The organism is Pseudomonas sp. FP818 (assembly GCF_030687335.1).
GTDB lineage: Bacteria > Pseudomonadota > Gammaproteobacteria > Pseudomonadales > Pseudomonadaceae > Aquipseudomonas > Aquipseudomonas shahriarae.
The window spans coordinates 1,287,427-1,313,387 of record NZ_CP117427.1 but is presented as its reverse complement, the minus strand read 5'-3'; the positions used below and the strand labels follow the sequence as shown (position 1 = coordinate 1,313,387).

Annotated in this window: 25 protein-coding genes; 7 read left to right on the top strand and 18 right to left on the bottom strand. The window is 59.9% G+C overall.

Translation table 11 applies throughout. From position 1 onward, the window contains the following. Positions 1–188: 188 nt before the first annotated feature. From PSH80_RS05835 to PSH80_RS05815, 5 genes are read left to right on the top strand one after another with little or no spacing between them, the layout of a single operon-like run. Positions 189–971, top strand: a complete 783-nt coding sequence (locus PSH80_RS05835) for a transporter substrate-binding domain-containing protein (RefSeq protein WP_057439875.1) — start codon at positions 189–191, stop codon at positions 969–971. 60 nt (positions 972–1,031) lie between these two features. Then, entirely contained in the window at positions 1,032–1,760 is a 729-nt protein-coding gene (locus PSH80_RS05830; RefSeq protein ID WP_057439877.1) for an ABC transporter permease, read from the top strand. Further along, the gene (locus tag PSH80_RS05825; RefSeq protein WP_305419517.1) at positions 1,757–2,467 is read left to right on the top strand and encodes an ABC transporter permease; all 711 of its coding nucleotides are present in this window, start codon (positions 1,757–1,759) and stop codon (positions 2,465–2,467) included. The genes PSH80_RS05830 and PSH80_RS05825 overlap by 4 nt, the downstream gene beginning before the upstream one ends. 9 nt (positions 2,468–2,476) lie before the next feature. Then, positions 2,477–3,595, top strand: coding sequence for a succinylglutamate desuccinylase/aspartoacylase family protein (locus PSH80_RS05820; protein ID WP_252117688.1), 1,119 nt, complete (start codon positions 2,477–2,479; stop codon positions 3,593–3,595). A gap of 13 nt (positions 3,596–3,608) precedes the next feature. Continuing rightward, on the top strand, positions 3,609–4,373 hold the full coding sequence (locus PSH80_RS05815) for an ABC transporter ATP-binding protein (RefSeq protein ID WP_120731939.1): 765 nt from the start codon (positions 3,609–3,611) through the stop codon (positions 4,371–4,373). 186 nt (positions 4,374–4,559) lie between these two features. Here PSH80_RS05815 and PSH80_RS05810 read toward each other — a convergent pair whose 3' ends face one another. Further along, positions 4,560–4,757 (bottom strand): hypothetical protein, encoded by a 198-nt coding sequence (locus PSH80_RS05810; protein ID WP_029297182.1) that lies wholly within the window; start codon positions 4,755–4,757, stop codon positions 4,560–4,562. Positions 4,758–4,864: 107 nt separating this feature from the next. After that, on the bottom strand, positions 4,865–5,431 hold the full coding sequence (gene dcd / locus PSH80_RS05805) for a dCTP deaminase (RefSeq protein ID WP_003219273.1): 567 nt from the start codon (positions 5,429–5,431) through the stop codon (positions 4,865–4,867). Positions 5,432–5,823: 392 nt separating this feature from the next. Between dcd and PSH80_RS05800 the strand changes: the two genes are divergently transcribed. Further along, positions 5,824–6,033 (top strand): cold-shock protein, encoded by a 210-nt coding sequence (locus PSH80_RS05800; RefSeq protein WP_002554837.1) that lies wholly within the window; start codon positions 5,824–5,826, stop codon positions 6,031–6,033. A 189-nt stretch (positions 6,034–6,222) separates the two neighbouring features. Here the strand turns inward: PSH80_RS05800 and rpoS are convergent, their stop codons facing one another. The 8 genes from rpoS to PSH80_RS05760 form a co-directional block, all read right to left on the bottom strand. Beyond that, positions 6,223–7,227 carry an RNA polymerase sigma factor RpoS gene (gene rpoS / locus PSH80_RS05795; RefSeq protein ID WP_057958709.1) on the bottom strand — a complete coding sequence of 335 codons (1,005 nt, stop codon included), beginning with the start codon at positions 7,225–7,227 and terminating at the stop codon, positions 6,223–6,225. A gap of 105 nt (positions 7,228–7,332) precedes the next feature. Then, a complete protein-coding gene (locus tag PSH80_RS05790) occupies positions 7,333–8,166 on the bottom strand; it encodes a peptidoglycan DD-metalloendopeptidase family protein (RefSeq protein ID WP_305419512.1) in 834 nt (277 codons plus the stop codon). A 211-nt stretch (positions 8,167–8,377) separates the two neighbouring features. Further along, a complete protein-coding gene (locus tag PSH80_RS05785; protein ID WP_169865481.1) occupies positions 8,378–9,013 on the bottom strand; it encodes a protein-L-isoaspartate(D-aspartate) O-methyltransferase in 636 nt (211 codons plus the stop codon). A 41-nt stretch (positions 9,014–9,054) separates the two neighbouring features. Beyond that, complete coding sequence (surE, locus tag PSH80_RS05780) at positions 9,055–9,804, bottom strand: 5'/3'-nucleotidase SurE (RefSeq protein ID WP_057958707.1); 750 nt, start codon at positions 9,802–9,804, stop codon at positions 9,055–9,057. After that, positions 9,792–10,850, bottom strand: a complete 1,059-nt coding sequence (truD, locus tag PSH80_RS05775; RefSeq protein ID WP_115127536.1) for a tRNA pseudouridine(13) synthase TruD — start codon at positions 10,848–10,850, stop codon at positions 9,792–9,794. Before truD ends, surE begins: the two co-directional genes overlap by 13 nt. Next, positions 10,847–11,320 carry a 2-C-methyl-D-erythritol 2,4-cyclodiphosphate synthase gene (gene ispF / locus PSH80_RS05770; RefSeq protein WP_029297241.1) on the bottom strand — a complete coding sequence of 158 codons (474 nt, stop codon included), beginning with the start codon at positions 11,318–11,320 and terminating at the stop codon, positions 10,847–10,849. The genes truD and ispF overlap by 4 nt, the downstream gene beginning before the upstream one ends. 54 nt (positions 11,321–11,374) lie before the next feature. Continuing rightward, positions 11,375–12,220, bottom strand: a complete 846-nt coding sequence (fghA, locus tag PSH80_RS05765) for an S-formylglutathione hydrolase (protein ID WP_115127535.1) — start codon at positions 12,218–12,220, stop codon at positions 11,375–11,377. Between the two features lie 8 nt (positions 12,221–12,228). Further along, positions 12,229–13,341, bottom strand: coding sequence for an S-(hydroxymethyl)glutathione dehydrogenase/class III alcohol dehydrogenase (locus tag PSH80_RS05760; protein ID WP_057439887.1), 1,113 nt, complete (start codon positions 13,339–13,341; stop codon positions 12,229–12,231). 109 nt (positions 13,342–13,450) lie between these two features. Between PSH80_RS05760 and PSH80_RS05755 the strand changes: the two genes are divergently transcribed. Continuing rightward, the gene (locus PSH80_RS05755) at positions 13,451–14,347 is read left to right on the top strand and encodes a LysR substrate-binding domain-containing protein (protein ID WP_057958704.1); all 897 of its coding nucleotides are present in this window, start codon (positions 13,451–13,453) and stop codon (positions 14,345–14,347) included. A 127-nt stretch (positions 14,348–14,474) separates the two neighbouring features. Here PSH80_RS05755 and ispD read toward each other — a convergent pair whose 3' ends face one another. From ispD to dnaE, 8 genes are all read right to left on the bottom strand, one after another. Then, positions 14,475–15,182 (bottom strand): 2-C-methyl-D-erythritol 4-phosphate cytidylyltransferase, encoded by a 708-nt coding sequence (gene ispD / locus PSH80_RS05750; RefSeq protein WP_057958703.1) that lies wholly within the window; start codon positions 15,180–15,182, stop codon positions 14,475–14,477. After that, positions 15,179–15,457 carry a cell division protein FtsB gene (ftsB, locus tag PSH80_RS05745; protein ID WP_029297251.1) on the bottom strand — a complete coding sequence of 93 codons (279 nt, stop codon included), beginning with the start codon at positions 15,455–15,457 and terminating at the stop codon, positions 15,179–15,181. Before ftsB ends, ispD begins: the two co-directional genes overlap by 4 nt. Before the next feature lie 171 nt (positions 15,458–15,628). Further along, positions 15,629–16,918: a phosphopyruvate hydratase gene (gene eno, locus PSH80_RS05740; RefSeq protein ID WP_029297253.1), complete on the bottom strand. Its 1,290-nt coding sequence runs from the start codon at positions 16,916–16,918 to the stop codon at positions 15,629–15,631. 156 nt (positions 16,919–17,074) lie between these two features. Further along, positions 17,075–17,920, bottom strand: coding sequence for a 3-deoxy-8-phosphooctulonate synthase (gene kdsA / locus PSH80_RS05735; protein ID WP_057439889.1), 846 nt, complete (start codon positions 17,918–17,920; stop codon positions 17,075–17,077). Positions 17,921–17,925: 5 nt separating this feature from the next. Further along, entirely contained in the window at positions 17,926–19,557 is a 1,632-nt protein-coding gene (locus PSH80_RS05730) for a CTP synthase (protein WP_057439891.1), read from the bottom strand. 273 nt (positions 19,558–19,830) lie between these two features. Further along, positions 19,831–21,150, bottom strand: a complete 1,320-nt coding sequence (tilS, locus tag PSH80_RS05725) for a tRNA lysidine(34) synthetase TilS (RefSeq protein ID WP_057958702.1) — start codon at positions 21,148–21,150, stop codon at positions 19,831–19,833. Between the two features lie 158 nt (positions 21,151–21,308). Next, positions 21,309–22,256, bottom strand: coding sequence for an acetyl-CoA carboxylase carboxyltransferase subunit alpha (locus tag PSH80_RS05720; RefSeq protein WP_029297260.1), 948 nt, complete (start codon positions 22,254–22,256; stop codon positions 21,309–21,311). A gap of 139 nt (positions 22,257–22,395) precedes the next feature. After that, on the bottom strand, positions 22,396–25,917 hold the full coding sequence (gene dnaE / locus PSH80_RS05715) for a DNA polymerase III subunit alpha (RefSeq protein ID WP_057958701.1): 3,522 nt from the start codon (positions 25,915–25,917) through the stop codon (positions 22,396–22,398). Positions 25,918–25,961: the final 44 nt, after the last annotated feature.

The window sequence follows — 25,961 nt, the reverse complement described above, 5'->3', positions numbered from 1 at the left end:
AATGGTGCTGAAGATTTCTAGCGCCCGATATCGGGCGCTTCCTACGTTACCCTTCGTGTAATCCCGCCAATTAAAAAGACTGTTCAGAACTATGGTGCAGAAATTGCTACTTGCGATTCGTCTGACACCGTTCAGTAACAGTCCTAATCGCGCCACAAGCGCTTATCTTGGTTCCCAGGGATTACCTAATGAAAAAAGCATTGCTGACCCTTTCTGCACTTGCACTGTGCATGGCCGCCGGTACCGCCTTGGCCAAGGAATACAAAGAATTGCGTTTTGGTGTGGACCCTTCCTACGCGCCATTTGAATCCAAGGCCGCCGACGGCAGCCTGGTGGGCTTCGATATCGACCTGGGCAATGCCATTTGTGCGGAGCTGAAGGTCACGTGCAAGTGGGTGGAAAGTGACTTTGACGGCATGATCCCGGGCCTGAAAGCCAAGAAGTTCGACGGTGTGATTTCGTCCATGACCGTGACCCCGGCCCGCGAGAAGGTCATCGACTTCTCCAGCGAGCTGTTTTCCGGGCCGACCTCCTATGTATTCAAGAAAGGCTCGGGCCTGAGCGAAGACATGGCCTCTCTCAAGGGCAAGACCGTCGGCTATGAACAAGGCACCATTCAGGAAGCCTACGCCAAGGCTGTGCTGGACAAGGCCGGAGTGAAAACCCAGGCCTACCAGAACCAGGACCAAGTCTATGCCGACCTGACCTCGGGCCGCCTGGATGCGTCGATCCAGGACATGCTGCAGGCCGAACTGGGCTTTCTGAAATCGCCACAAGGGGCGGACTATGAAGTCAGCAAGCCCGTAGACAGCGAAATGCTGCCCTCCAAAACGGCTGTCGGCATCGCAAAAGGTAACAAAGAGCTCAAAGCCCTCCTGGATAAAGGTATCAAAGCGTTACACGATGATGGCACCTACGCCACCATCCAGAAAAAACACTTCGGCGATCTGAACCTGTACAGCGGCAAATAACGCTGCGGCGCCCGCCGCTCCAAGGGGTGGGCGCACTACCGATTGCCAAAGGCGTACCCCATGTTTGAAGACCTGTTGCAGACCCTCGGGCTTGGCGCGTTCAGCTTGAAAGGGTTTGGCCCGCTGTTGCTGCAAGGCACCTGGATGACCATCAAGCTGTCGGTGCTGTCCCTGGCCGTCAGCGTGCTGCTGGGACTGATCGGCGCCAGCGCCAAGTTGTCGAGCCTGGCGCTGCTGCGCATTCCCGCGCAGCTGTACACCACCTTGATTCGCGGCGTGCCGGACCTGGTGCTGATGCTGTTGATTTTCTACAGCCTGCAAACCTGGCTGACCAGCTTCACCGACTACATGGAATGGGAATACATCGAGATCAACCCGTTCGGCGCCGGGGTGATTACCCTGGGCTTTATCTACGGTGCGTATTTCACCGAGACTTTTCGCGGCGCGATCCTCGCCGTGCCCCGCGGCCAGCTCGAGGCCGCCACGGCCTATGGCCTCAAGCGCGGGCAGCGCTTTCGCTACGTGACCTTCCCGCAAATGATGCGCTTCGCCTTGCCGGGCATTGGCAATAACTGGATGGTGATGCTCAAGGCCACGGCGCTGGTGTCGATCATCGGCCTGGCCGACGTGGTCAAGGCTGCCCAGGATGCCGGCAAAAGTACCTACCAACTGTTCTTTTTCCTGGTAGTGGCGGCCTTGATCTACCTGGCCATTACCAGCGCATCAAACTTCGTCCTGCGCAGGCTGGAAGCCCGTTACGCCGCCGGCTCACGGGAGGCAGTGCGATGATCGAACTGTTGCAGGAGTACTGGCGGCCTTTCCTCTACAGCGATGGCAACCATATGAGCGGCCTGGCCATGACGATGTGGCTGCTCACGGCCTCTATCTGCACGGGTTTCGTGGTGTCGATCCCGTTGTCCATTGCCCGCGTCTCGCCCAAGCGCTGGGTCCGTTGGCCGGTGCAGTTCTACACCTACCTGTTTCGCGGCACACCGCTCTATATCCAGCTGCTGATCTGCTACACCGGTATCTACAGCCTCGCTGCGGTTCGCGCACAACCATTGCTGGATGCGTTTTTTCGCGACGCGATGAACTGCACCCTTCTGGCCTTTGCCCTCAACACCTGCGCCTACACCACGGAAATCTTCGCCGGAGCCATCCGCAGCATGGCCCATGGTGAGGTCGAAGCGGCGAAAGCCTATGGCCTGAGCGGCTGGAAACTCTACGCCTACGTGATCATGCCGTCGGCCCTGCGCCGTTCATTGCCGTACTACAGTAATGAAGTGATCCTGATGCTGCACTCGACGACGGTAGCCTTTACCGCGACGATCCCGGACATCCTCAAAGTCGCCCGGGACGCCAACTCGGCCACCTTCCTGACTTTCCAATCGTTTGGTATCGCTGCGCTGATCTACCTGACCGTGACCTTTGCCCTGGTCGGTCTGTTTCGTCTGGCGGAGCGGCGCTGGCTGGCCTTTCTCGGGCCGAGCCATTAAGGAGCCCCTATGCGGCAACAGATTCATCCCCTCCTCGCCCCCGTGCCAGGCACGGCACGGCAGATTCACAGTTTTCACTTCGGGCCAGAGCAGGCCGAAGGCAAAATCTACATCCAATCCTCGCTGCACGCCGACGAACTGCCCGGCATGCTGGTGGCCTGGCACTTGAAGGTACGCCTGGCGGAGCTGGCTGCAGCCGGCCGCCTGCGCAGCGAAATCGTGCTGGTGCCGGTGGCCAATCCAGTGGGCCTGGAGCAAGTGCTGATGGACATTCCCCTGGGCCGCTACGAGCTGGAGAGCGGGCAGAATTTCAATCGCCTGTTTGTCGACCTCAGTGACGAGGTCGGCAATCAGGTCGAGGGCCGGCTGGGGGATGATCCAAGGCGCAACGTCGCGCTGATCCGCGACAGCCTGCGCCAGGCCCTCGACCGCCATGTACCGGCCACGCAGCTGCAATCCCAGCGCCTGGTGCTGCAACGCCTGGCCTGTGATGCCGATATGGTGCTGGACCTGCATTGCGACTTCGAAGCCGTCGCCCACCTTTACACCACGCCCGAGGCCTGGCCGCAGGTCGAGCCGCTGGCCCGTTACATCGGTGCCGAAGCCTGCCTGCTGGCCACCGATTCCGGGGGGCAATCCTTCGATGAGTGTTTCACCCTGCTCTGGTGGCAATTGCAGCAACGTTTTGGCGAGCGCTTCGAGATTCCCCAGGGCAGTTTTTCCGTGACCCTGGAGTTGCGCGGCCAAGGCGATGTCAATCACGGCCTGGCCAGTCTCGATTGCCAGGCGATCATCGACTATCTGATCCGATTTGGCGCCATCAGCGGCGAACCTGCACTCCTTCCCGACTTGCCCTACCCCGCCACGCCGCTGGCTGCCGTCGAACCGGTGGCAACCCCGCTAGGTGGCTTGCTGGTGTTCCACGCGCTGCCAGGGGAATACCTGGAGGCCGGGCAGTTGGTCGCCGAGGTCATTGACCCCATTCACGACCGCGTCACCCCCGTTCACTGCCGCCATGCCGGCCTGATGTATGCCCGCTCGCTACGGCGCATGGCCACGGCCGGCATGGTGATTGCCCATGTCGCCGGCCTTACGCCCTATCGCAGCGGCTATTTACTATCGCCTTGAGGATGCACGCCCCATGTACAAACTGACCGTTGAAGGCCTGCATAAAAGCTATGGCGACCATGAAGTGCTCAAAGGTGTTTCGCTAAAGGCCAAAAGCGGTGATGTGATCAGCCTGATCGGCGCCAGCGGCTCGGGGAAAAGTACCTTCCTGCGTTGCATCAACTTTCTTGAACAACCCAATGACGGCGCCATTAGCCTGGATGGCCAGCCGCTCCGCATGGTCAGCGACCGCCACGGCATGCGCGTGGCCGACGAAGCCGAGCTACAGCGCCTGCGCACCCGCCTGGCGATGGTGTTCCAGCACTTCAACCTGTGGAGCCATATGAGCGTGCTGGAAAACATCAGCATGGCCCCCCGCCGGGTCCTGGGCTGCAGCAAAAAGGACGCCGAGGACCGTGCCCGGCGTTATCTGGACAAGGTAGGGCTGCCGGCACGGGTGGCCGAGCAGTATCCGGCGTTCCTCTCGGGGGGCCAGCAACAGCGAGTGGCGATCGCACGCGCCCTGGCGATGGAGCCGGAGGTGATGCTGTTCGACGAGCCGACATCGGCCCTCGACCCGGAACTGGTGGGCGAAGTGCTGAAGGTGATCCAGGGCCTGGCTGAAGAGGGGCGGACCATGATCATGGTGACCCACGAGATGAGTTTTGCGCGCAAGGTTTCCAGCCAGGTGCTGTTTTTGCACCACGGGCTGGTGGAGGAGGAAGGCACGCCGGAAGACGTGCTGGGCAACCCGAAAAGCGAGCGTTTGCGGCAGTTTCTAAGTGGCAATCTGAAGTAAGAGGCCAAGGCAAGAGGCCTTACTGTGGCGAGCGGGCTTGCCCGCGTCGGGCTGCGTAGCAGCCCCTATAACGTTGCCGCCTGTCTTCAGATACACCGCGGCGCCAGGTTTCAGGGCTGCTGCGCAGCCCCACGCGGGCAAGCCCGCTCGCCACCACAAAAGCTACCAGCGGTTTGTGGAGGCCTGTCAGGCCACTGGCGCGGGTGGTGGCTCATCCGGCAGGGTCGGCACACCAGGCTCGGTGGGTTGTTCCGGGGTATCGGGGTCAGGCTGGCCAGGGATGCCGCCGGCGGCGGGGTCGGCCATCAGGGACCAGGCCAGAACACCAATCTGGTTGGGTTCAAGCCGGGCAAGTTCGGCGCTGATTCGCGGGTCGATCTTCATAGGGTACTCCTCAAGCGTGGCTCGGCGCGCTGTGCACGCGCCGAGGCAGTACTCCCAATAGAGTGCCTGCCCGCTGACAAATTCCCTTGCTCTGTAAGACGTTTCGATCAGGTGCGTGGCAGGGTGACGCCGCGCTGGCCCTGGTACTTGCCGCCACGGTCTTTATAGGACACTTCGCACTCTTCGTCGGATTCGAAGAACAGCATCTGTGCGACGCCTTCATTGGCGTAGATCTTGGCCGGCAAGGTGGTGGTGTTGGAAAACTCCAGGGTCACGTGGCCTTCCCATTCCGGCTCAAGCGGAGTCACGTTGACGATAATGCCGCAGCGCGCGTAGGTGCTCTTGCCCAGGCAGATGGTCAGCACATTGCGCGGAATACGGAAGAACTCGACAGTGCGCGCCAGGGCAAAGGAGTTTGGCGGGATGATGCACACGTCGCTCTTCACATCGACGAAACTCTTTTCATCGAAATTTTTCGGATCGACGGTGGCCGAGTTGATGTTGGTGAACACCTTGAACTCATCGGCGCAACGCACATCGTAGCCATAGCTGGAAACCCCGAACGAAATCAGGCGCTCGGCGCCCTCTCCGCGCATCTGGCGCTCGACGAAGGGTTCGATCATGCCGTGCTCTTGCGCCATGCGGCGAATCCACTTGTCCGATTTGATGCTCATGGCGGGTGTCCTGAATAGCGAGGTGGAAAATTCTGTTGGGCATCTTACCGGGGCTGGCCTCGCGGTTCAAAGGACGCGGGGGTTTTTCTTGATTAAGTTGCGCCCGATCACTGTCAGCCGTATGGGGCGGGCCCTGCCCCTGAATTAAAGGGCCGCAGGCCTGTAAAAGGCACCGCCAGTCACGAAAATAGAGAAACCTTCGGAAATACCATTGGCACGTTCCGGAAAAAGGGTTAAGGTGGCGCCACTGTGCTGCTTGTGTCACTGAGAATCTCTACACGATATGTTGAATTTCGATCCAACCATCTCCAAGAATTTTTCCTGCTCTTTGCACTCAGTCTCGGCCAGGGCTTTTCCTGAGTCGCAGTTAACTTTGTCCAAGGAGATACACCATGTCTAATCGCCAAACTGGTACCGTTAAGTGGTTCAACGATGAAAAAGGCTTCGGCTTCATCACTCCACAATCCGGTGACGACCTGTTCGTTCACTTCAAAGCTATCCAATCCGACGGCTTCAAAAGCCTGAAAGAAGGCCAACAGGTTTCTTTCATCGCTACCCGCGGTCAGAAAGGCATGCAAGCTGAAGAAGTTCAAGTTATCTAACTTGTACTGACTTAGTCGAAAGAACCCCGCCCTTAAAAGCGGGGTTTTTTTATGCCTGGAATTTGATGCTGCCCTTGCCAGCGAGAGCCGCCCTCAAGGTCGCCATCGTCGGCAAGCCGGGCTCCCACAACGCAAAACGCCCGGTGCATTCCCATGCACCGGGCGTTCTCATAGCTACCTTACAAGCCGTTACTGAAACAACGACTCACTCGACAAGCCATTCTTCTCCAGGATCTCCCGCAAACGCTTGAGACCCTCAACCTGGATCTGCCGCACCCGCTCGCGGGTCAAGCCGATCTCCAGGCCAACATCCTCCAGGGTACTGCTCTCATGGCCACGTAGACCGAAGCGGCGAATCACAACTTCGCGCTGCTTGTCCGTCAGCTCCGAAAGCCATTGGTCGATGCTCTGCGACAAGTCATCGTCCTGCAACAGCTCACACGGATCCGTTGGTCGGTCATCCGTCAGGGTGTCCAGCAGGGTTTTATCGGAATCCGGACCCAGCGAGACATCGACCGAAGACACACGCTCATTAAGACCCAGCATGCGCTTGACCTCTCCCACCGGTTTTTCCAGCAGGTTGGCGATCTCTTCAGGCGATGGTTCATGATCCAGCTTTTGAGTGAGCTCACGTGCTGCCCGCAGGTACACGTTAAGCTCCTTGACGACATGAATCGGCAACCGGATGGTCCGGGTCTGATTCATGATTGCCCGTTCGATGGTCTGGCGAATCCACCAGGTAGCGTAGGTCGAGAAGCGAAAACCCCGCTCGGGGTCAAACTTCTCCACTGCCCGGATCAGGCCGAGGTTGCCCTCTTCGATCAAGTCCAACAGGGACAGCCCACGATTGACATAGCGTCGGGCGATTTTCACCACCAGTCGCAGATTGCTTTCAATCATGCGCTTGCGCCCAGCAGGATCACCCTTTTGCGACAGTCGCGCAAAATGGACTTCTTCTTCGGGAGTGAGCAAGGGGGAAAAGCCGATTTCATTGAGATACAACTGGGTCGCATCGAGCGCCCGGGTGTAATCAATGTACTTATGCTGTTTTAACGCTGTGGAGTTTTTGGACTTGGTACGAACTGAAGGTACAGCGGGTCCCTCATTCGACATCGAATCCGTACCGATGCCGGTCTCCATAAGGAGAACCTCATCGTCGATGTCAAACTCCGGCGCTTCTTTACTGAGAGCCATTGTTATAGTCCTTTGGTGAGTTCGACCTCAAGCTCAAGCGACGCCTTTATCCTTGGCAACGCTGGAGCCTGTTCCTTCTACGTGAGGGAACAGGCTGACAACACATCAACGCCGGGGTAGGAATTGCAGTGGATCTACAGGCTTACCTTGGCGGCGAATCTCAAAGTGCAGTTTCACCCGGTCTGTACCAGTTGACCCCATCTCGGCAATTGTCTGTCCGACTTTGACTTGCTGCCCCTCCCGAACCAACAACCTGCGGTTATGACCGTAGGCACTGACGTAGGTATCGCTGTGTTTGATGATGACCAATTCGCCGTAGCCCCGTAGACCACTCCCGGCGTATACAACAGTCCCATCAGACGCAGCTAAAACAGGCTGTCCCAAATCCCCGGCGATATCAATGCCTTTATTCAAACTACCGTTTGAAGAGAATTTTCCAATAAGAATGCCATTTGAGGGCCATCCCCAACCCTTCGGCGCAGGCCCCACAGGTGGCAACGGCGCGGGTGCCGGCTTCCTCGCAGCCGCCGGCGCAGGGGTGCCTGCAGGCCGGGTGAAGACCGTCGTCTTGCTGGAAGAAGAAGCCGAGGAACCGGATTTTGTCACAACTGCCGTGGGTGCCGAACCCGTGCGCCCATCGAAACGTATCGTTTGCCCCGGATGTATCGTATAGGGCACTGGGATGTTGTTCCGCGCGGCCAGCGCCTTGTAATCCCAACCATAACGGAAGGCGATCGAGAACATGGTATCGCCCTTGCGCACCACGTACTGCCCGGTGGTCACCGTAGGCCGCTGCGGTGCCGCGCTATTGCGGTCGACGACCCGCGCCCCGCCGCCTGTGTTGGAACAGGCAGCCAACAAGGAACTCAAGACAAGGCCAATCACCAGTCGCTGAAAGCTCGTTTTACTCATACGCTGCGCAATGACTGTGAGACTCACCCGCCGCTCCCTTTGTGGTGGCTGAAACATGAACGCCTGTATCAGGCTTGAAATATGTCGCCAGTATAACTGGCTGCCGGACTTTAACCGGCAACAAGGTAGAAACGAAAAATTCATCTCGTTAAGTAACTACCCAACTTGATGTTGACTCAATGAACCCCGCTGTAAGACACATACCCGGCAATAGAATTCAGTGCGCCGTCATAAATGATCAGGCCAGCGGCCCATTAAGTAACGGCACAAAACGCACTGCCCCCAGGACATGCCGCGAAAAACCTTCTTCTTCGCGCACAATCAACATCAGTTGCTGCACTTCACCCGACCCGACCGGAATCACCAGGCGCCCGCCCGGGGCCAGTTGGTCTAGAAGCGCCTGAGGCACATCCGTGGCCACGGCCGTCACGATGATGCCGTTATAGGGCGCCAATGCCGGCCAGCCCTCCCAGCCGTCACCCCAGCGAAACACCACATTGCGCAGGTTCAACTCCACCAGGCGCTCCTTGGCCCGGTCCTGCAGGACCTTGATCCGCTCGACGGAAAACACCCGCTCCACCAACTGCGAGAGCACGGCGGTCTGGTAGCCGGAGCCGGTGCCGATTTCCAGCACTTTGTCCAGCGGACCCGCCGCCAGCAGCAGCTCGCTCATGCGCGCCACCATGTAGGGCTGGGAGATGGTCTGGTTATGGCCAATGGGCAGCGCGGTGTCTTCATAGGCGCGATGGGCCAGGGCCTCATCGACAAACAGATGACGCGGGGTACGACGGATGACTTCCAACACCTGGGCGTTGGACAGCCCCTCTTCGTAGAGCCGCTGGATCAATCGCTCACGGGTGCGCTGGGAGGTCATGCCGATGCCACGGCGCAACAGGTCGTCCTGTTCACGAGCCATCAGCGCAGCCCCTCCAGCCAGGGATCGAGACCACCGAAGGCATCATTGAAGGTGCGATCAAGTTGTAACGGGGTAATCGAAACATAACCTTGCATCACCGCATGAAAGTCCGTGCCCGGCCCGCCATCCTCGGCGTCGCCCGCTGCAGCAATCCAGTAGCCTTCCCTGCCACGGGGATCGACCACTTTCAGCGGTGCCGCGGCGCGGGCGCGATGGCCCAGGCGGGTCAACTGGATACCGCGAATATGGTCCAGGGGCAGGTTGGGGATATTGACGTTGAGCACTGTACGTGGCGGCAGCACCAGGGTGTCGTGGGCCTCCACCAGTTTGCGCGCGAAGTACGCGGCGGTCGCCAGGTTATCCACCTGGCGCGACGCCAACGAAAAGGCAAATGCCGTGCGTCCCAGGAAACGCCCTTCAAGGGCCGCCGCCACGGTGCCGGAGTACAACACGTCATCGCCCAGGTTGGCGCCCAGGTTGATCCCGGAAACCACTAAATCCGGCTCATCGACCAGCAAACTGTTGATCGCCAGGTGCACGCAATCGGTCGGCGTGCCATTTACGCTGATAAAGCCGTTGGCCAACGTTTGCGGGTGCAAAGGACGGTCGAGCGTCAGCGAACTGCTGGCGCCGCTTTTGTCCTGGTCCGGGGCAACCACCACGCACTCGGCGTAATCGGCCAGCGCAGCATGAAGCGCGGCAAGGCCGGGGGCGGTGACCCCGTCGTCGTTAGATATCAGAATACGCATGGGCTGTCCGTCTGCCCCACCGGCACCAGATCAACAAGCTCGCGCACCAAAACAGTGGCGAAGCATCCGGCCGGCAGGACGAATTCCAATTGCAGAATGTCAGTCTCGGGATAATGCCACGTCAACCCGCCAATGGGCAGTCGCAGAATGCGTCGCTCCTGACTCATGCCGGCTTTGGCCAGCCAATCGCACAGGTCTGCTTCGCTCGCGGCGACGGTTTGCTCCAGCGCATGGGTGGCACCGCTGGCGGGCGATTCGCCTTCACCCCACTGCGGGCCGGTGGGATGCAGGTCGAGGATGGCTAGGCGCGGATCGCTGCACTCCGCCTCCCCGGCCGGGAAAAAGCTGCGGCTGTCGGTGAACGCCAGCAAGTCACCGACCTGGGCGCGCTGCCATGAACCATCGGCAACCCGCGCCGCCAGTACTTTATTGAACACAAAGCTGCGCGCGGTCGACAGCAGGCGCGAACGCACATTGCGCTGCTCCGGCAAGGCCTTGCGGGCCGCCCAGTCGCGGGCATCGACGACGTTGCCGCCGTTATGGCCAAACCGCTGGGCGCCGAAATAGTTGGGGATACCGTGTTGGGCGATCAGTTGCAGGCGCGCATCGATCGCGGCGTGGTCACCGACCAGCTGGGTCAGGCGCAGGGTAAAACCGTTGGCCGCATGGGCGCCACGCTGCAACTTGCGCTTGTGGCGGGCGGTCTTGAGGATCTTCAGGGTGTCGTTTTCCGCCGCGCTCAGGTCTGGATCGGCCTTGCCGGGCAGTTGCACGCTGAACCACTGGCGGGTCAGCGCCTGGCGATCCTTGAGGCCGGCATAGCTGACCGTGCGCAAGGGCACGCCGGCAGCCTTGGCAATGCGCCGCGCGGCCTCTTCGGTGTTCAGGCCACGCTTTTCCACCCACAGCCACAGGTGCTCGCCTTCGCCGGTCAGCGGGATATCCAGCACCTCGTCCACCTGGAAGTCCTCAGCCGTCGCCTTGAGTACCGCGCTGCCCAGTGCTTCACCATAGGCCCGTGGCCCCAACAGTTGCAGGTCGTTCATGCGCGCAGCAACAAGGCGACGGAGTGCACGGCGATGCCCTCTTCTCGACCGGTAAACCCGAGTTTTTCGGTGGTGGTGGCTTTCACGTTGACTTGATCCAGTTCTATTTGCAGATCGGCGGCAATCACTGCGCGCATCGACTCGATATGCGGGGCCATTTTGGGCGCCTGGGCGACGATGGTGTTATCGACATTGCCGACCTTCCAGCCCTTGGCATGGATCAGGCCGACCACATGCCGCAGCAGCACGCGACTGTCCGCGCCCTTGAAGGTGGGATCGGTGTCCGGAAAGTGTTTACCGATATCCCCCAACGCCGCCGCGCCGAGCAAGGCATCGCTCAAGGCATGCAGCACAACGTCGCCGTCGGAATGAGCCAGCAACCCATGGTGGTGCGCAATGCGCACGCCGCCCAGGGTGATGAAGTCGCCTTCGGCGAAACGGTGCACATCATAGCCGTGGCCAATACGCATAAAAAAACGCCCCGAGTTAATTCAGGGCGTGATTCTACCTACTTTTGCCGGACATTAACCGAGCAAAGCACGTCCATGATGACGCAAGTGGTCCTCGATGAAGCTGGCGATAAAGAAGTAGCTGTGGTCATAACCCGGCTGCAGGCGCAGCTCCAGTGGATGGCCGGCGGCCTTGGCGGCTTGTTGCAAGGCCTCGGGCTTGAGCTGGGTGGCGAGGAAGTCGTCGCGATCGCCCTGGTCCACCAGCAACGGCAGTTTTTCCGAGGCTTCGCTGATCAGCACGCAGGCATCCCATTCGCGCCACTTCGAACGCTCTTCCCCCAGGTAGCGGGAAAAAGCCTTCTGCCCCCAAGGGCAATCCATCGGATTGTTGATCGGCGAGAACGCCGATACCGACTGGTAGCGCCCAGGATTGCGCAAGGCACACACCAGCGCACCGTGGCCGCCCATGGAGTGCCCGCTGATGCCACGCTTGTCGGAAGCCGGGAAATGCGCTTCAACCAACGCCGGCAATTCCTGCACTACATAGTCATGCATCCGATAGTGCTTGCTCCACGGCTCTTGCGTGGCATTCAAGTAAAACCCGGCACCCAGGCCAAAATCCCAGGCATTGTCAGGGTCGCCCGGCACGCCCGGCCCACGGGGGCTGGTGTCCGGCGCGACGATGATCATTCCCAGTTCGGCCGCCATACGTTGCGCGCCGGCCTTTTGCATGAAGTTCTCATCGGTGCAGGTCAGCCCCGACAGCCAGTACAGCACCGGCAACTTGCCGCCCTGCTCCGCCTGGGGTGGCAGGTAGACGGCGAAGGTCATGTCGCAGTCCAGCACATCGGAATGATGTTTGTAACGCTTATGCCAGCCGCCGAAGCTCTTCTGGCATGACAGGTTTTGCAGACTCATGGCCGACCTCAGAAATGGATGACGGTACGAATGCTCTTGCCTTCATGCATCAGGTCGAACGCCTTATTGATATCTTCCAGGCCCATGGTGTGGGTGATGAAGGTATCCAACGGGATTTCGCCGCTCTGGGCCATTTCCACGTAGCTTGGCAACTCGCTGCGGCCACGCACGCCACCGAAGGCCGAACCGCGCCAGACGCGACCGGTCACCAGCTGGAAGGGACGGGTGGAAATTTCCTGGCCGGCCCCGGCGACACCGATGATCACCGACTCGCCCCAACCTTTGTGGCAGCACTCCAGGGCCGCGCGCATCAGTTGGACATTGCCGATGCACTCGAAGGAAAAGTCCACGCCACCGTCGGTCAAATCGACGATAACGTCCTGGATCGGCCGGTCGTAGTCTTTCGGGTTGATGCAGTCGGTGGCGCCCAGTTGCTTGGCGATTTCAAACTTGGCCGGGTTGATGTCGATGGCGATGATACGGCCGGCCTTGGCCTTCACTGCACCGATCACAGCCGACAAGCCAATCCCGCCGAGGCCGAAGATGGCCACGGTATCGCCCGGCTTGACCTTGGCGGTGTTGATCACCGCACCAATACCGGTGGTGACGCCGCAGCCCAGCAGGCAGACTTTTTCCAGCGGAGCTTCTTTAGGAATCTTGGCCACGGAGATTTCCGGCAACACGGTGTATTCGGAAAAGGTCGAAGTACCCATGTAGTGGAAAATCGGCTGGCCCTTGTAGGAGAAGCGCGTAGTGCCGTCCGGCATCAGGCCTTTGCCCTGGGTTGCGCGGATGGCCTGGCACAGGTTGGTCTTGCCCGACAGGCAGAACTTGCACTTGCCGCACTCCGGGGTGTACAGCGGGATCACGTGGTCACCCACGGCTACCGAGGTCACACCCTCGCCAATCGCTTCCACTACCGCACCGCCTTCATGGCCGAGGATCGACGGGAAAATACCCTCCGGGTCGGCGCCCGACAGGGTGTAGGCATCGGTATGGCAAACCCCGGAGGCAACCACGCGCAGCAGGACTTCACCAGCCTTGGGCATGGCGACATCCACTTCCACGATCTCCAGTGGTTTCTTGGCTTCAAAGGCGACAGCGGCGCGTGACTTGATCATCCGGGTTTCTCCTGGGGCTTAAAAAGTAAGACGGGCAGTGTAAAACATGGCTCATTGATTAATAATCCAGACAAAAGCAAAACATTATTGCTGTACTGGGATAATCACCATGCTTGAAAACCGCTGGGAAGGCATTGATGAGTTCGTCGCCGTGGCCGAGTGCAGCCAATTTACCGCTGCCGCCGAACGCCTGGGCGTGTCCTCGTCCCATATCAGCCGCCAGGTGGCACGCCTGGAAGAACGCCTGCAAACCCGCCTGCTCTATCGCAGCACCCGGCGCGTCACGCTGACCGAGGCCGGGCAGACCTTTCTGCAACATTGCCAACGCCTGCAAGACGGACGCGAAGAAGCCTTGCGCGCAGTGGGCGACCTGACCAGTGAACCCAAGGGTATGTTGCGCATGACCTGCGCCGTGGCTTATGGCGAACGTTTTATCGTGCCGTTGGTAACACGCTTCATGGGGCTTTACCCGCAATTGCGGGTGGATATTGAACTGAGCAACCGCCCCCTCGACCTGGTGCATGAAGGCCTGGACCTGGCGATTCGCCTGGGCCGCCTGCAGGATTCACGAATGGTCGCCAGCCGCCTGGCGCCGAGACGCATGTATCTCTGTGCGTCGCCGTCCTACCTGGAGCGGTACGGGCGCCCCCATAGCTTGTCGGAACTGAGCCGGCATAACTGCCTGATCGGCAGTTCGGATATTTGGCAGTTGGCGCAGGATGGACGCGAATTTTCCCAGCGCGTGCAGGGAAACTGGCGCTGCAACAGTGGGCAAGCGGTGCTGGATGCGGCGTTGCAAGGGGTGGGGTTGTGCCAGTTGCCGGACTATTACGTGCTGGAGCACTTGCACAGCGGCGCGCTGGTTTCACTGCTTGAATCCCATCAACCGCCGAATACGGCAGTGTGGGCGCTGTATCCGCAACAGCGGCATTTATCGCCAAAGGTGCGCAAGTTGGTGGAGTTCTTGAAGGAGGGGTTGGCTGGGCGGCCGGAGTATGGCGGGTGATCTGGGGTGCCTGGCCTGGCCTCATCGCAGGCAAGCCAGCTCCCACACCTGACCGCGTATCTCTGTTGGAATGCGGTCAGGTGTGGGAGCTGGATTGCCTGCGATGAAGTCACCTCGGTCCAGCAGCCTACCGGCGATTAGCCCACCGCAACCTAAGCCACTCCAGATCCTCCGGCCGCGTCACCTTGATATTGTCCGCACGCCCTTCCACCAAACGTGGCGCCTGGCCAGACCACTCCATGGCCGAGGCTTCATCGGTGATGAGCGCATCAGCCACCAGGCTATCGGCCAACGCGCGGTGCAAGGCGCCGAGGCGGAACATTTGCGGGGTGTAGGCTTGCCAGATCAGGCTACGGTCAATGGTTTCCACCACCCGCCCCCGCTTGTCGACACGCTTGAGGGTGTCGCGGGCCGGTACGGCGAGCAAGCCACCCACCGGGTCGTCCGCCAACTGCGCCAATAACGTGTCGAGGTCTTCGCGGCTCAGGTTCGGCCGCGCAGCATCGTGCACCAGCACCCAGTCGTCATCGCCGGCGCCCAGGGCATTGAGTTGCAACAGTGCATTGAGCACCGAGCCTGAGCGCTCTGCCCCGCCGTCCGCACGTTGGATACGCGGGTCGGCAGCACACGCCAGGTTGGGCCAGTAAGGATCATCGACCGCCAGACTGACCACCAGCCCCTTGAGGCTCGGATGGTCGAGAAAACAGCCAAGGCTGTGTTCGAGAATAGTGCGCCCGCCCAACTGCAGATACTGCTTGGGACGGTCCGCGGCCATACGGGCACCGACGCCCGCGGCAGGAATCACGGCCCAGAAGGCCGGCAAACAGGCGCTCATTGGGCCAACTGGTAGAGGGTTTCGCCCTCCTTGACCATGCCCAATTCATGACGAGCCCGCTCTTCAACGGTCTCCATGCCTTTTTTCAACTCAAGCACTTCGGCATCGAGCACACGGTTGCGCTCCAGCAACACCTCGTTCTCGGCGTGCTGCGCGGCAATTTGCTGGGTCAGGTCGGTCACCTGCGCCAGACTGCCATTGCCCACCCAAAGGCGGTACTGCAGGCCAGCCAGCAGCAAGAGCAGGACGAGGAACAACCAATTGGGACTGCGCATCGAATATCGGGTATCCAGTGAAAAAAGACAGCCATGCAAAACTTTTGAAGCAACTGATAGCACGAAGCCTGGAAGACCCAGGCTTGTGCTTGATAGGCATCAGATTAGTGCGCAAATTCACTCTACAGCGAGTTTTCCGACACAATCCTTTGTCTTTTTACCATCAACTACTCAGCCGCGAAACTCGCCACGACCGTTGTATTTGGCTTTTCCGCCCAGTTGCTCTTCGATACGCAGCAATTGGTTGTACTTGGAAACGCGGTCGGAACGGCACAGGGAACCGGTTTTGATCTGGCCCGCCGAGGTGCCCACAGCCAGGTCGGCAATGGTCGAATCTTCGGTTTCGCCGGAGCGGTGGGAGATCACGGCGGTGTAGCCCGCAGCCTTGGCCATCTGGATGGCTTCCAGGGTTTCGGTCAGGGTGCCGATCTGGTTGAACTTGATCAGGATCGAGTTGGCGATCTTCTTGTCGATGCCTTCTTTCAGGATCTTGGTGTTGGTCACGAACAGGTCGTCACCGACCAGTTGGATCTTCTCGCCGATCTTGTCGGTAAGGATTTTCCAACCGTCCCAGTCAGACTCGTCCAGGCCGTCTTCGATCGAGATGATCGGGTAGCGCTGGGTCAGGCCCTTCAGGTATTCCGCGAAACCTTCGGAGTTGAACACCTGGCCTTCGCCGGACAGGTTGTACTTGCCATCTTCGTAGAACTCGCTGGCCGCGCAGTCCAGGGCCAGGGTCACGTCGGTGCCCAGCTTGTAGCCAGCGTTGGCCACGGCTTCGGAGATCACTTTCAGTGCATCTTCGTTGGACGCCAGGTTCGGTGCAAAACCACCTTCGTCACCCACTGCTGTGCTCAGGCCACGGGCCTTCAGTACCGCTTTGAGGTGATGGAAAATCTCGGTACCCATGCGCAGGCCTTCGGAGAAGGTCTTGGCGCCCACTGGCTGCACCATGAATTCCTGGATATCGACGTTGTTGTCTGCGTGCTCGCCACCGTTGATGATGTTCATCATTGGGACTGGCATCGAGTACACGCCCGGAGTGCCGTTCAGATTGGCAATGTGCGCGTACAGCGGCAGGTCCTGGTCCTGGGCGGCAGCCTTGGCAGCTGCCAGGGATACAGCGAGGATCGCATTGGCGCCGAGGCTGCCTTTGTTTTCAGTGCCGTCGAGCTTGATCATCGCGTGATCGAGGGCTTTCTGGTCCAGCGGGTCCTTGCCCAGCAACAGGTCGCGGATCGGACCGTTGATGTTGGCTACTGCCTTGAGGACACCCTTGCCCAGGTAACGGCTCTTGTCGCCATCACGCAGTTCCAGCGCTTCGCGCGAACCGGTGGAAGCACCGGACGGCGCGCAGGCGCTGCCGATGATGCCGTTATCGAGAAGCACGTCGGCTTCGACGGTGGGGTTGCCACGGGAGTCGAGAACTTCACGACCTTTGATGTCGACGATTTTTGCCATTGTTGTAAACACTCCAAAGTTGACGAAAACGACGCAGCTGAAGGAAATCTTTTGACCGACCGCAAGGGTGGAACAACGGGGCAGGCTTGCAGACGACAAGACTCAGGCCCGGGGGCCTGAGCATAAAGCGCGGAAAGTTTACCGGAGAAACGCGGGTTACGCGGTCTCTACCGTCGGAAAACTCTTGACCAGTTCGTCCAATTGCTTGAGTTGGGCCAGGAATGGCTCCAGCTTGTCCAGGCGCAGAGCGCAAGGACCGTCGCACTTGGCGTTGTCCGGATCCGGGTGGGCTTCCAGGAACAGGCCTGCCAGGGACTGGCTGATACCGGCCTTGGCCAGATCCAGTACCTGGGCACGTCGGCCACCGGCGGAATCGGCTCGACCACCAGGCATTTGCAGCGCATGGGTCACGTCGAAGAACACCGGGTATTCGAACTGTTTCATGATGCCGAAACCAAGCATGTCCACCACGAGGTTGTTGTAGCCGAAGCTCGAACCACGCTCGCAGAGGATCAACTGGTCATTACCCGCTTCCACGCACTTGTTCAGGATGTGTTTCATCTCCTGGGGCGCGAGGAACTGGGCTTTCTTGATATTGATCACAGCGCCGGTCTTGGCCATCGCGACGACCAGGTCGGTCTGGCGCGACAGGAAGGCCGGCAACTGGATGATGTCGCATACCTCGGCGACCACACCAGCCTGTTCAGGCTCGTGGACGTCGGTGATGATCGGCACGCCGAAGGCTTGCTTGATGTCCTGGAAGATCCGCATGCCTTCTTCAAGGCCCGGGCCGCGATAGGAGGTCACGGACGAACGGTTCGCCTTGTCGAAGCTGGCCTTGAATACATAAGGGATACCCAATTTCTCGGTAACCTTTACGTACTCTTCACAGACCTGCATCGCCATGTCGCGGCTTTCCAGCACGTTCATGCCGCCAAACAGCACCATGGGCTTGTCGTTGGCAATTTCGATGTCGCCTACGCGAATGATCTTCTGGGCCATCAGGTTTACGCCTTCTTCTGATGTTGCGTCAGTGCTGCTTTAACGAAACCGCTGAACAACGGGTGACCGTCGCGCGGCGTCGAAGTGAACTCAGGGTGGAACTGGCAAGCGACGAACCATGGATGATCCGGGGCTTCGACCACTTCAACCAGCTTGCCATCACCGGAGCGACCGGAGATTTTCAGGCCAGCCGCTTTGATCTGCGGCAGCAGGTTGTTGTTCACTTCGTAACGGTGACGGTGACGCTCGACGATCACGTCCTTGCCGTAGCAGTCGTGCACCAGCGAGCCGGACTCCAGCAGGCAATCCTGTGCGCCAAGGCGCATGGTGCCGCCCAGGTCGGAGCTTTCGGTACGGGTTTCGACAGCGCCGGTGGCATCTTCCCACTCGGTGATCAGGCCCACGACCGGGTGGCCGCTGGTGTGATCGAACTCGGTGGAGTTGGCGTCTTTCCAGCCCAGCACGTTACGAGCGAACTCGATAACGGCCACTTGCATGCCCAGGCAGATACCCAGGTAAGGCACCTTGTTCTCACGAGCGTACTGCACGGCAGTGATCTTGCCTTCCACGCCACGCAGGCCGAAACCGCCTGGCACGAGGATCGCATCCACACCTTCGAGCAGCGCGGTGCCCTGGTTTTCGATGTCTTCGGAGTCGATGTAGCGCAGGTTGACCTTGGTACGGTTGCTGATGCCCGCGTGGCTCATCGCTTCGATCAGCGACTTGTACGCGTCCAGCAGCTCCATGTACTTGCCAACCATGGCGATGGTGACTTCGTGCTCAGGGTTGAGCTTGGCGTCAACCACCGCTTCCCACTCGGACAGGTCCGCGCCATTGCACTGCAGGCCGAAACGCTCGACCACAAAATCATCCAGGCCCTGGGAATGCAGGATGCCTGGGATCTTGTAGATGGTATCGGCGTCTTCCAGGGCAATCACCGCACGTTCTTCAACGTTGGTGAACTGGGCGATCTTGCGACGCGAGGAAATGTCGATCGGGTGATCGGAGCGGCATACCAGCACGTCCGGCTGCAGGCCGATGGAACGCAGTTCCTTGACCGAGTGCTGGGTAGGCTTGGTTTTGGTTTCGCCAGCGGTGGCGATGTACGGCACCAGGGTCAGGTGCATCAGCATCGCGCGCTTGGCGCCGACTTCGAAACGCAACTGGCGGATGGCTTCGAGGAACGGTTGGGATTCGATGTCACCCACGGTGCCACCGATCTCGACCATCGCCACGTCGGCATCGCCTGCACCCTTGATGATGCGGCGCTTGATTTCGTCGGTGATGTGCGGGATCACCTGGATGGTTGCACCCAGGTAGTCACCACGGCGCTCCTTGCGCAGCACGTGCTCGTAGACACGGCCGGTGGTGAAGTTGTTGTTCTGGGTCATGGTCGTGCGGATGAACCGCTCGTAGTGGCCCAGGTCCAGGTCGGTCTCGGCGCCGTCGTGGGTGACGAACACTTCACCGTGCTGGAACGGGCTCATGGTGCCCGGGTCGACGTTGATGTACGGGTCCAGCTTGAGCATGGTGACCTTAAGTCCCCGCGCCTCCAGGATGGCCGCCAACGAAGCGGAGGCAATGCCTTTCCCCAATGAAGAAACAACACCGCCCGTGACGAATATGTAGCGCGTCATGAAAAACCCTAGAAGTCTGCGTTAAAGCGGTCGGAGCCGCCGGGGAAAGCGAAGGAAGGCCGAAGCCCCCGATCACCTGCATTAATCACAGTGCACCTTTCAAAAAAACCGCCGCGTTGTGACAGACCAGCAATGGAACACCGGTACGTTGATCGCTACACATTTTTTGGAATCGCCCAGCAAAGACTGCTTGGTAATCGGCAACAACTGTGTTTCAGGAGAATCCACAGAAGTTGTATCAAGAAGGGAGCGTAGTCTACCGGAAAGGCGCTATCAGCTCAAACCTTGATCGCAGGTTGGTGGCGCCCAATGTAATTGCCAGTCATCCCCCTGCCCTGTCGAGGCCCCTGCCAGGTTGGCCACGGCCACCAGACGGCTGCCCTGGTAGAGCAGCGGCAATCTGCCACGGATAAAGCCCGGTACAGCCGTTTCGTTGAGCAGACGCTTGAGGTCGCGCCGGCCACGGCCGGGCACGTCCATGACTTCACCGCCCTGGCGGTAGCGGATGCTCAAAGGGCCTTCAGGGGCATGCCCGCTGAAATACAACTGCCCGTTGCCAGGTAACTGTAGTGGGTTTTGCGGGTGCGACCAGCTCAAAGGACTGTCGGAAAACTCTGACCAATTGGTAGGTATCCACCAGATACGATCGTTGCAACGCTGCAATTGGCCGTCAGCCAAACGCCACACCGGCTGCGCGTCCTCCTTGGCATCGCGCAAGGCGCTCCAACCAACCCAATGTTCGCTGTCGGGCATCGCCGTCAACGGCGCCAGCCAATAGCGCAGGACGTTGCGCTGCCGAGCGTCGGAAAGATCGCGCAGTGGCGCAAGTGCCAACGATGGCAGCGCCAGCCAGGGAAACGCCGACGGCAGTTGAGCGGCCTGCATATCCAGTTGCGCCAACTCATCGAGCAGCTCCTGGGCCTGCGCCAGATGCCCGGCAGTACGGGCCAGGCTATTCACGGCCTGGGGCCAGCGCGCCGTAAGTACGGGAAACACATGATGGCGCAGGTAATTCCGGGAAAAGCGTGGGTCGCCGTTGGAGGGGTCTTCGATCCAGCTCAACTGCTGCTCGCGGGCGTAAGTTTCCAGTTCGGCTCGCGACACCTCCAGCAGCGGCCGCATCAGGTGCCCCCCACCCAAAGATCGCTGGGCGGGCATGCCGGTGAGGCCCCGCACTCCCGCGCCCCGCAGCAGGCGAAACAGCAAGGTCTCGGCCTGATCGTCACGGTGCTGGCCAGTGAGTAGCAACTCACCTGGGCCGATTGCCTCGGCGAACGCCTGGTAGCGCGCGTCACGGGCCGCACGCTCCAGGCTTGCACCCGATGGCACCTGCACACGCATGACCCGCAGCGGCACACCGGCGGCATCACAGACCGCCTGGCAATGGGCTGGCCACGCGTCGGCCGCAACCTGGAGGCCGTGGTGAACATGGATAGCCTGCAGTGGCGGCAAGGATTGGGTTTTTGCCAGATCGGCAAGGAGGTGCAGCAGAACCGTGGAGTCGAGTCCGCCGGAGTAGGCGATCTGCCAGGCCGGGGCGTCGCGCCAGGGGGCCAGGGTTTGCAGGAGTTTGGCGGTTAGAGTTGGTTTCATCGCACGTTACCGCCGCAAAACTGGAATACGTTAGCCAAGCATATACAACGCAAATGTGGGAGCGGGCTTGCCCGCGACAGCGGTGTACCAGTCAACCCATCTGGCACTGACACATTGCTATCGCGGGCAAGCCCGCTCCCACAGGGTAATGCAGTAGCTTAGAGACCGTAGCTCATCAGGCGCTCGTAACGACGGGCCAGCAGCGCCTCGTTGTCGAATTTCTTGAGCATGTCCAACTGCGCGCAGAGTTCGGCGCGGATGGTGGCCGATGCGGCCGCCGGGTCGCGGTGAGCGCCGCCCAGGGGTTCGGCAATCACTTTATCGACGATACCCAGGCCTTTCAGGCGATCAGCGGTGATCCCCATGGCTTCGGCAGCATCGGGGGCCTTTTCTGCGGTTTTCCACAGGATCGAGGCGCAACCTTCCGGCGAGATCACCGCATAGGTGGAGTATTGCAGCATGTTCAGTTGGTCGCAGACGCCAATGGCCAGCGCACCACCGGAACCGCCTTCACCGATCACGGTAGCGATGATCGGGGTTTTCAGACGCGCCATCACCCGCAGGTTCCAGGCAATCGCTTCGCTCTGGTTGCGCTCTTCAGCGTCGATGCCTGGGTAGGCGCCCGGGGTGTCGATAAAAGTCAGGATCGGCATCTTGAAACGTTCAGCCATTTCCATCAGGCGGCAGGCCTTGCGGTAGCCTTCCGGACGCGGCATGCCGAAGTTGCGACGCACTTTCTCGCGCACTTCACGGCCTTTCTGGTGACCGATCACCATCACCGGCTGGTCATCCAGGCGGGCAATGCCGCCGACAATCGCCGCATCATCGGAGAAGTGGCGGTCGCCATGCAGCTCGTCGAATTCGGTGAAAATGTGGTCGATGTAGTCCAGGGTGTACGGACGGCGCGGGTGGCGGGCCAGGCGCGCGATCTGCCAGCTGGTCAGCTTGCCGAAGATGTCTTCGGTGAGCGTCTTGCTCTTGTCTTGCAGGCGGGAGATTTCATCGCCGATATTCAGCGAATTGTCATTGCCGACCAGGCGCAGCTCTTCGATCTTGGCTTGCAGGTCAGCGATCGGCTGTTCGAAATCAAGAAAATTCGGGTTCATAAGCGTCCGTCTTGGGTCGACGGCCAGGGAGTGCCTGGCCAGCCGGTTGTCTATTCGCGCCCTACCTTAAGGGAGAGGCGCGTCAAGGTCGAGATTAAATGTCGAGTCGAGGTCAGGGGTACAAGGGCAGCCCTGACCGTCAACGGTATTGGAGGAAGACGTTGTCACGCCCGAACTGGTCACGCAATGCTTGAATCAAGCCATCAGCCGGGTCAATTCGCCACGTCTCGCCAAACTGCAACATCGCCTTGGCATCGCTGCCGGTGTACTCCATGGTCACCGGGCACGCACCACGGTGACGTTTGAGCAGATCCCCCAGCCAGCGTAGCTGATCGCCCTTGAGCGCTTCGGTTTTCACCTTCAGGCGCAGGCTTTCGGCCAGGTTGGTGCGGGCATCTTCCATGCTCATTACGCGTTTGATCCGCAGGCGCAGGCCGCCGGAGAAGTCATCGTTGCTGACCTCGCCCTCCACCACCACCATCGCGTCGGTCTGCAACAGCGACTGCGCGGAATGGAACGCATCGGCAAACAGCGACGCTTCGATACGCCCGGAGCGGTCGTCGAGGGTGATGAAACCCATCTTGTCGCCCTTTTTGTTCTTCATTACCCGCAGGGCAATGATCATCCCGGCCACGGTCTGGGTATCGCGCGCCGGTTTCAGGTCGATGATGCGCTGGCGGGCAAAACGCCGGATTTCGCCCTCATATTCGTCAATCGGGTGGCCGGTGAGGTACAGGCCCAGGGTGTCTTTTTCACCCTTGAGGCGTTCCTTGAGGGTCAGCTCCTTGGCCTTGCGGTGGTTAGCGTACACATCGGCATCTTCTTCGACGAACAACCCGCCAAACAGGTCGGCATGCCCACTGTCATGGGTGCGGGCGGTTTGTTCAGCGGCCTTGATCGCTTCTTCCATGGCGGTCAGCAGTACCGCGCGGTTACGGTCGATATTGGCCTGGTAGGCCTTCGACTCGTCATGGAAGTACGGACCAAGACGGTCAAGTGCGCCGCTGCGGATCAGGCCATCGAGGGTACGTTTGTTGATGCGCTTGAGGTCGACCCGGGCGCAGAAGTCGAACAGGTCCTTGAACGGACCGTCCTGGCGCGCCTCGGTAATCGCCTCAACCGGGCCTTCGCCCACGCCCTTGATCGCGCCCAGGCCATAGATGATGCGACCTTCGTCGTTCACCGTGAACTTGAACTCCGAGGCGTTCACGTCCGGCGCGTCGAGGCGCAGCTTCATGGTCCGCACTTCTTCGATCAAGGTCACGACCTTGTCGGTGTTGTGCATATCCGCCGACAGCACCGCCGCCATGAACGGCGCCGGGTAGTGGGCCTTCAGCCAGGCAGTCTGGTATGACACCAGGCCGTAGGCGGCGGAGTGGGATTTGTTGAAACCATAACCGGCGAACTTTTCCACCAGGTCAAAGATGTTACCGGCCAGGTCGGCGTCGATATTGTTGGTGGCGCAACCCTCAATGAAGCCGCCGCGCTGCTTGGCCATTTCCTCGGGTTTTTTCTTACCCATGGCCCGGCGCAGCATGTCCGCACCGCCAAGGGTGTAGCCGGCCATGACCTGGGCGATCTGCATCACCTGTTCCTGATACAGGATGATGCCGTAGGTCGGTGCCAGTACCGGCTTGAGGCCTTCGTACTGGTAGTCGGAGTGCGGGTAAGCCAGTTCGGCGCGCCCGTGCTTACGGTTGATAAAGTCGTCCACCATGCCCGATTGCAGCGGGCCCGGACGGAACAGGGCCACCAGTGCGATCAAGTCTTCCAGGCAGTCGGGCTTGAGCTTTTTGATCAGCTCCTTCATGCCGCGGGATTCAAGCTGGAACACCGCAGTGGTTTCGGCTTTTTGCAGCAGCGCGTAGGTGGGTTTGTCGTCCAGTGGGATAAAAGCGATATCCAGCGGCGCTTCATCCACCTTGGCGCGCTCACGGTTGATGGTCTTGAGCGCCCAGTCGATGATCGTCAGGGTACGCAGGCCGAGGAAGTCGAACTTCACCAGGCCGGCCGCCTCCACGTCATCCTTGTCGAACTGGGTTACCAGGCCATCGCCTTCTTCGTCGCAATAGATCGGCGAAAAGTCTGTCAGCTTGGTCGGCGCGATTACCACGCCACCGGCGTGCTTACCAACGTTACGCACCACGCCTTCGAGCTTGCGCGCCATGTCCCAGATTTCGGCGGCTTCTTCATCGACCTTGATGAAGTCGCGCAGGATTTCTTCCTGCTCGTAGGCCTTTTCCAGGGTCATGCCGACTTCAAAGGGGATCATCTTCGACAGACGATCCGCCAGACCGTAGGACTTGCCCTGTACCCGCGCCACGTCGCGAATTACCGCCTTGGCCGCCATGGAACCAAAGGTGATGATCTGGCTTACAGCGTTACGGCCATATTTTTCGGCCACATATTCGATGACCCGGTCGCGACCATCCATGCAGAAGTCGACGTCGAAGTCGGGCATCGATACCCGTTCCGGGTTCAGGAACCGTTCGAACAGCAGGTCATATTCCAGCGGGTCAAGGTCGGTGATCTTCTGCACATAAGCCACCAGCGAGCCGGCACCCGACCCCCGGCCAGGGCCCACCGGCACGCCGTTGCTTTTGGCCCACTGGATAAAGTCCATTACGATCAGGAAGTAACCGGGGAACCCCATCTGGATAATGATATCCAGCTCGAAGTTCAGCCGGTCGACATACACCTGGCGCTTGGCCTCGTAGTCTTCGGTGGTGTCCTTGGGCAGCAGGACGGAAAGACGCTCTTCCAGACCATCGAACGACACCTTGCGGAAATACTCGTCGATGGTCATGCCATCGGGAATCGGGAAGTTGGGCAAAAAGTGTTTGCCCAGCTTCACTTCGATATTGCAGCGCTTGGCAATTTCGACGGAGTTTTCCAGGGCCTCGGGCAAATCGCTGAACAGCTCAGCCATTTCCTCGGCGCTTTTGAGGTACTGCTCTTCGCTGTAGTTCTTCGAGCGACGCGGATCGTCCAGCGCCCGGCCTTCGCCGATACACACGCGGGTTTCGTGGGCCTCGAAGTCTTCCTTCTTGATAAAACGCACATCGTTGGTGGCGACCAGCGGCGCACCCAGCTTTTCGGCCAGGGCCACGGCAGCGTGCAGGTGCTCTTCGTCGTTGGGGCGATTGGTGCGCTGAACTTCCAGGTAGAAGCGGTCAGGGAACACCGCCATCCACTCCCGGGCGAGCACTTCTGCCTCCTGGGGATTGCCGCCCAGCAAGGCGAGGCCGACCTCTCCTTCCTTGGCAGCCGACAGCATGATCAGCCCTTCGCTGGCCTCGGCTACCCATTCGCGCTCGATGATGATCGAGCCGTTGCGCTGGCCGTCGATAAAACCGCGGGAAATCAGTTCAGTCAGGTTGCGATAACCCACGCCGTTCATTGCCAACAGGCTGATGCGACTCAAGGCGTTATCGGGGTCTTTATTGGACAGCCACAAGTCGGCGCCGCAGATCGGCTTGATGCCGGCGCCCATGGCGCTCTTGTAGAACTTGACCAGGGAGCACATGTTGTTCTGGTCGGTCACCGCCACGGCCGGCATATTCATGCCCACCAGGGTTTTGACCAGCGGTTTGATCCGTACCAGGCCGTCGACCAGGGAGTATTCAGTGTGCAGGCGCAGGTGAACGAATGAAGCCGGCATAGTGATCCTGTCTAGATACGTGTGAAAACAACAAGGCCCGGATT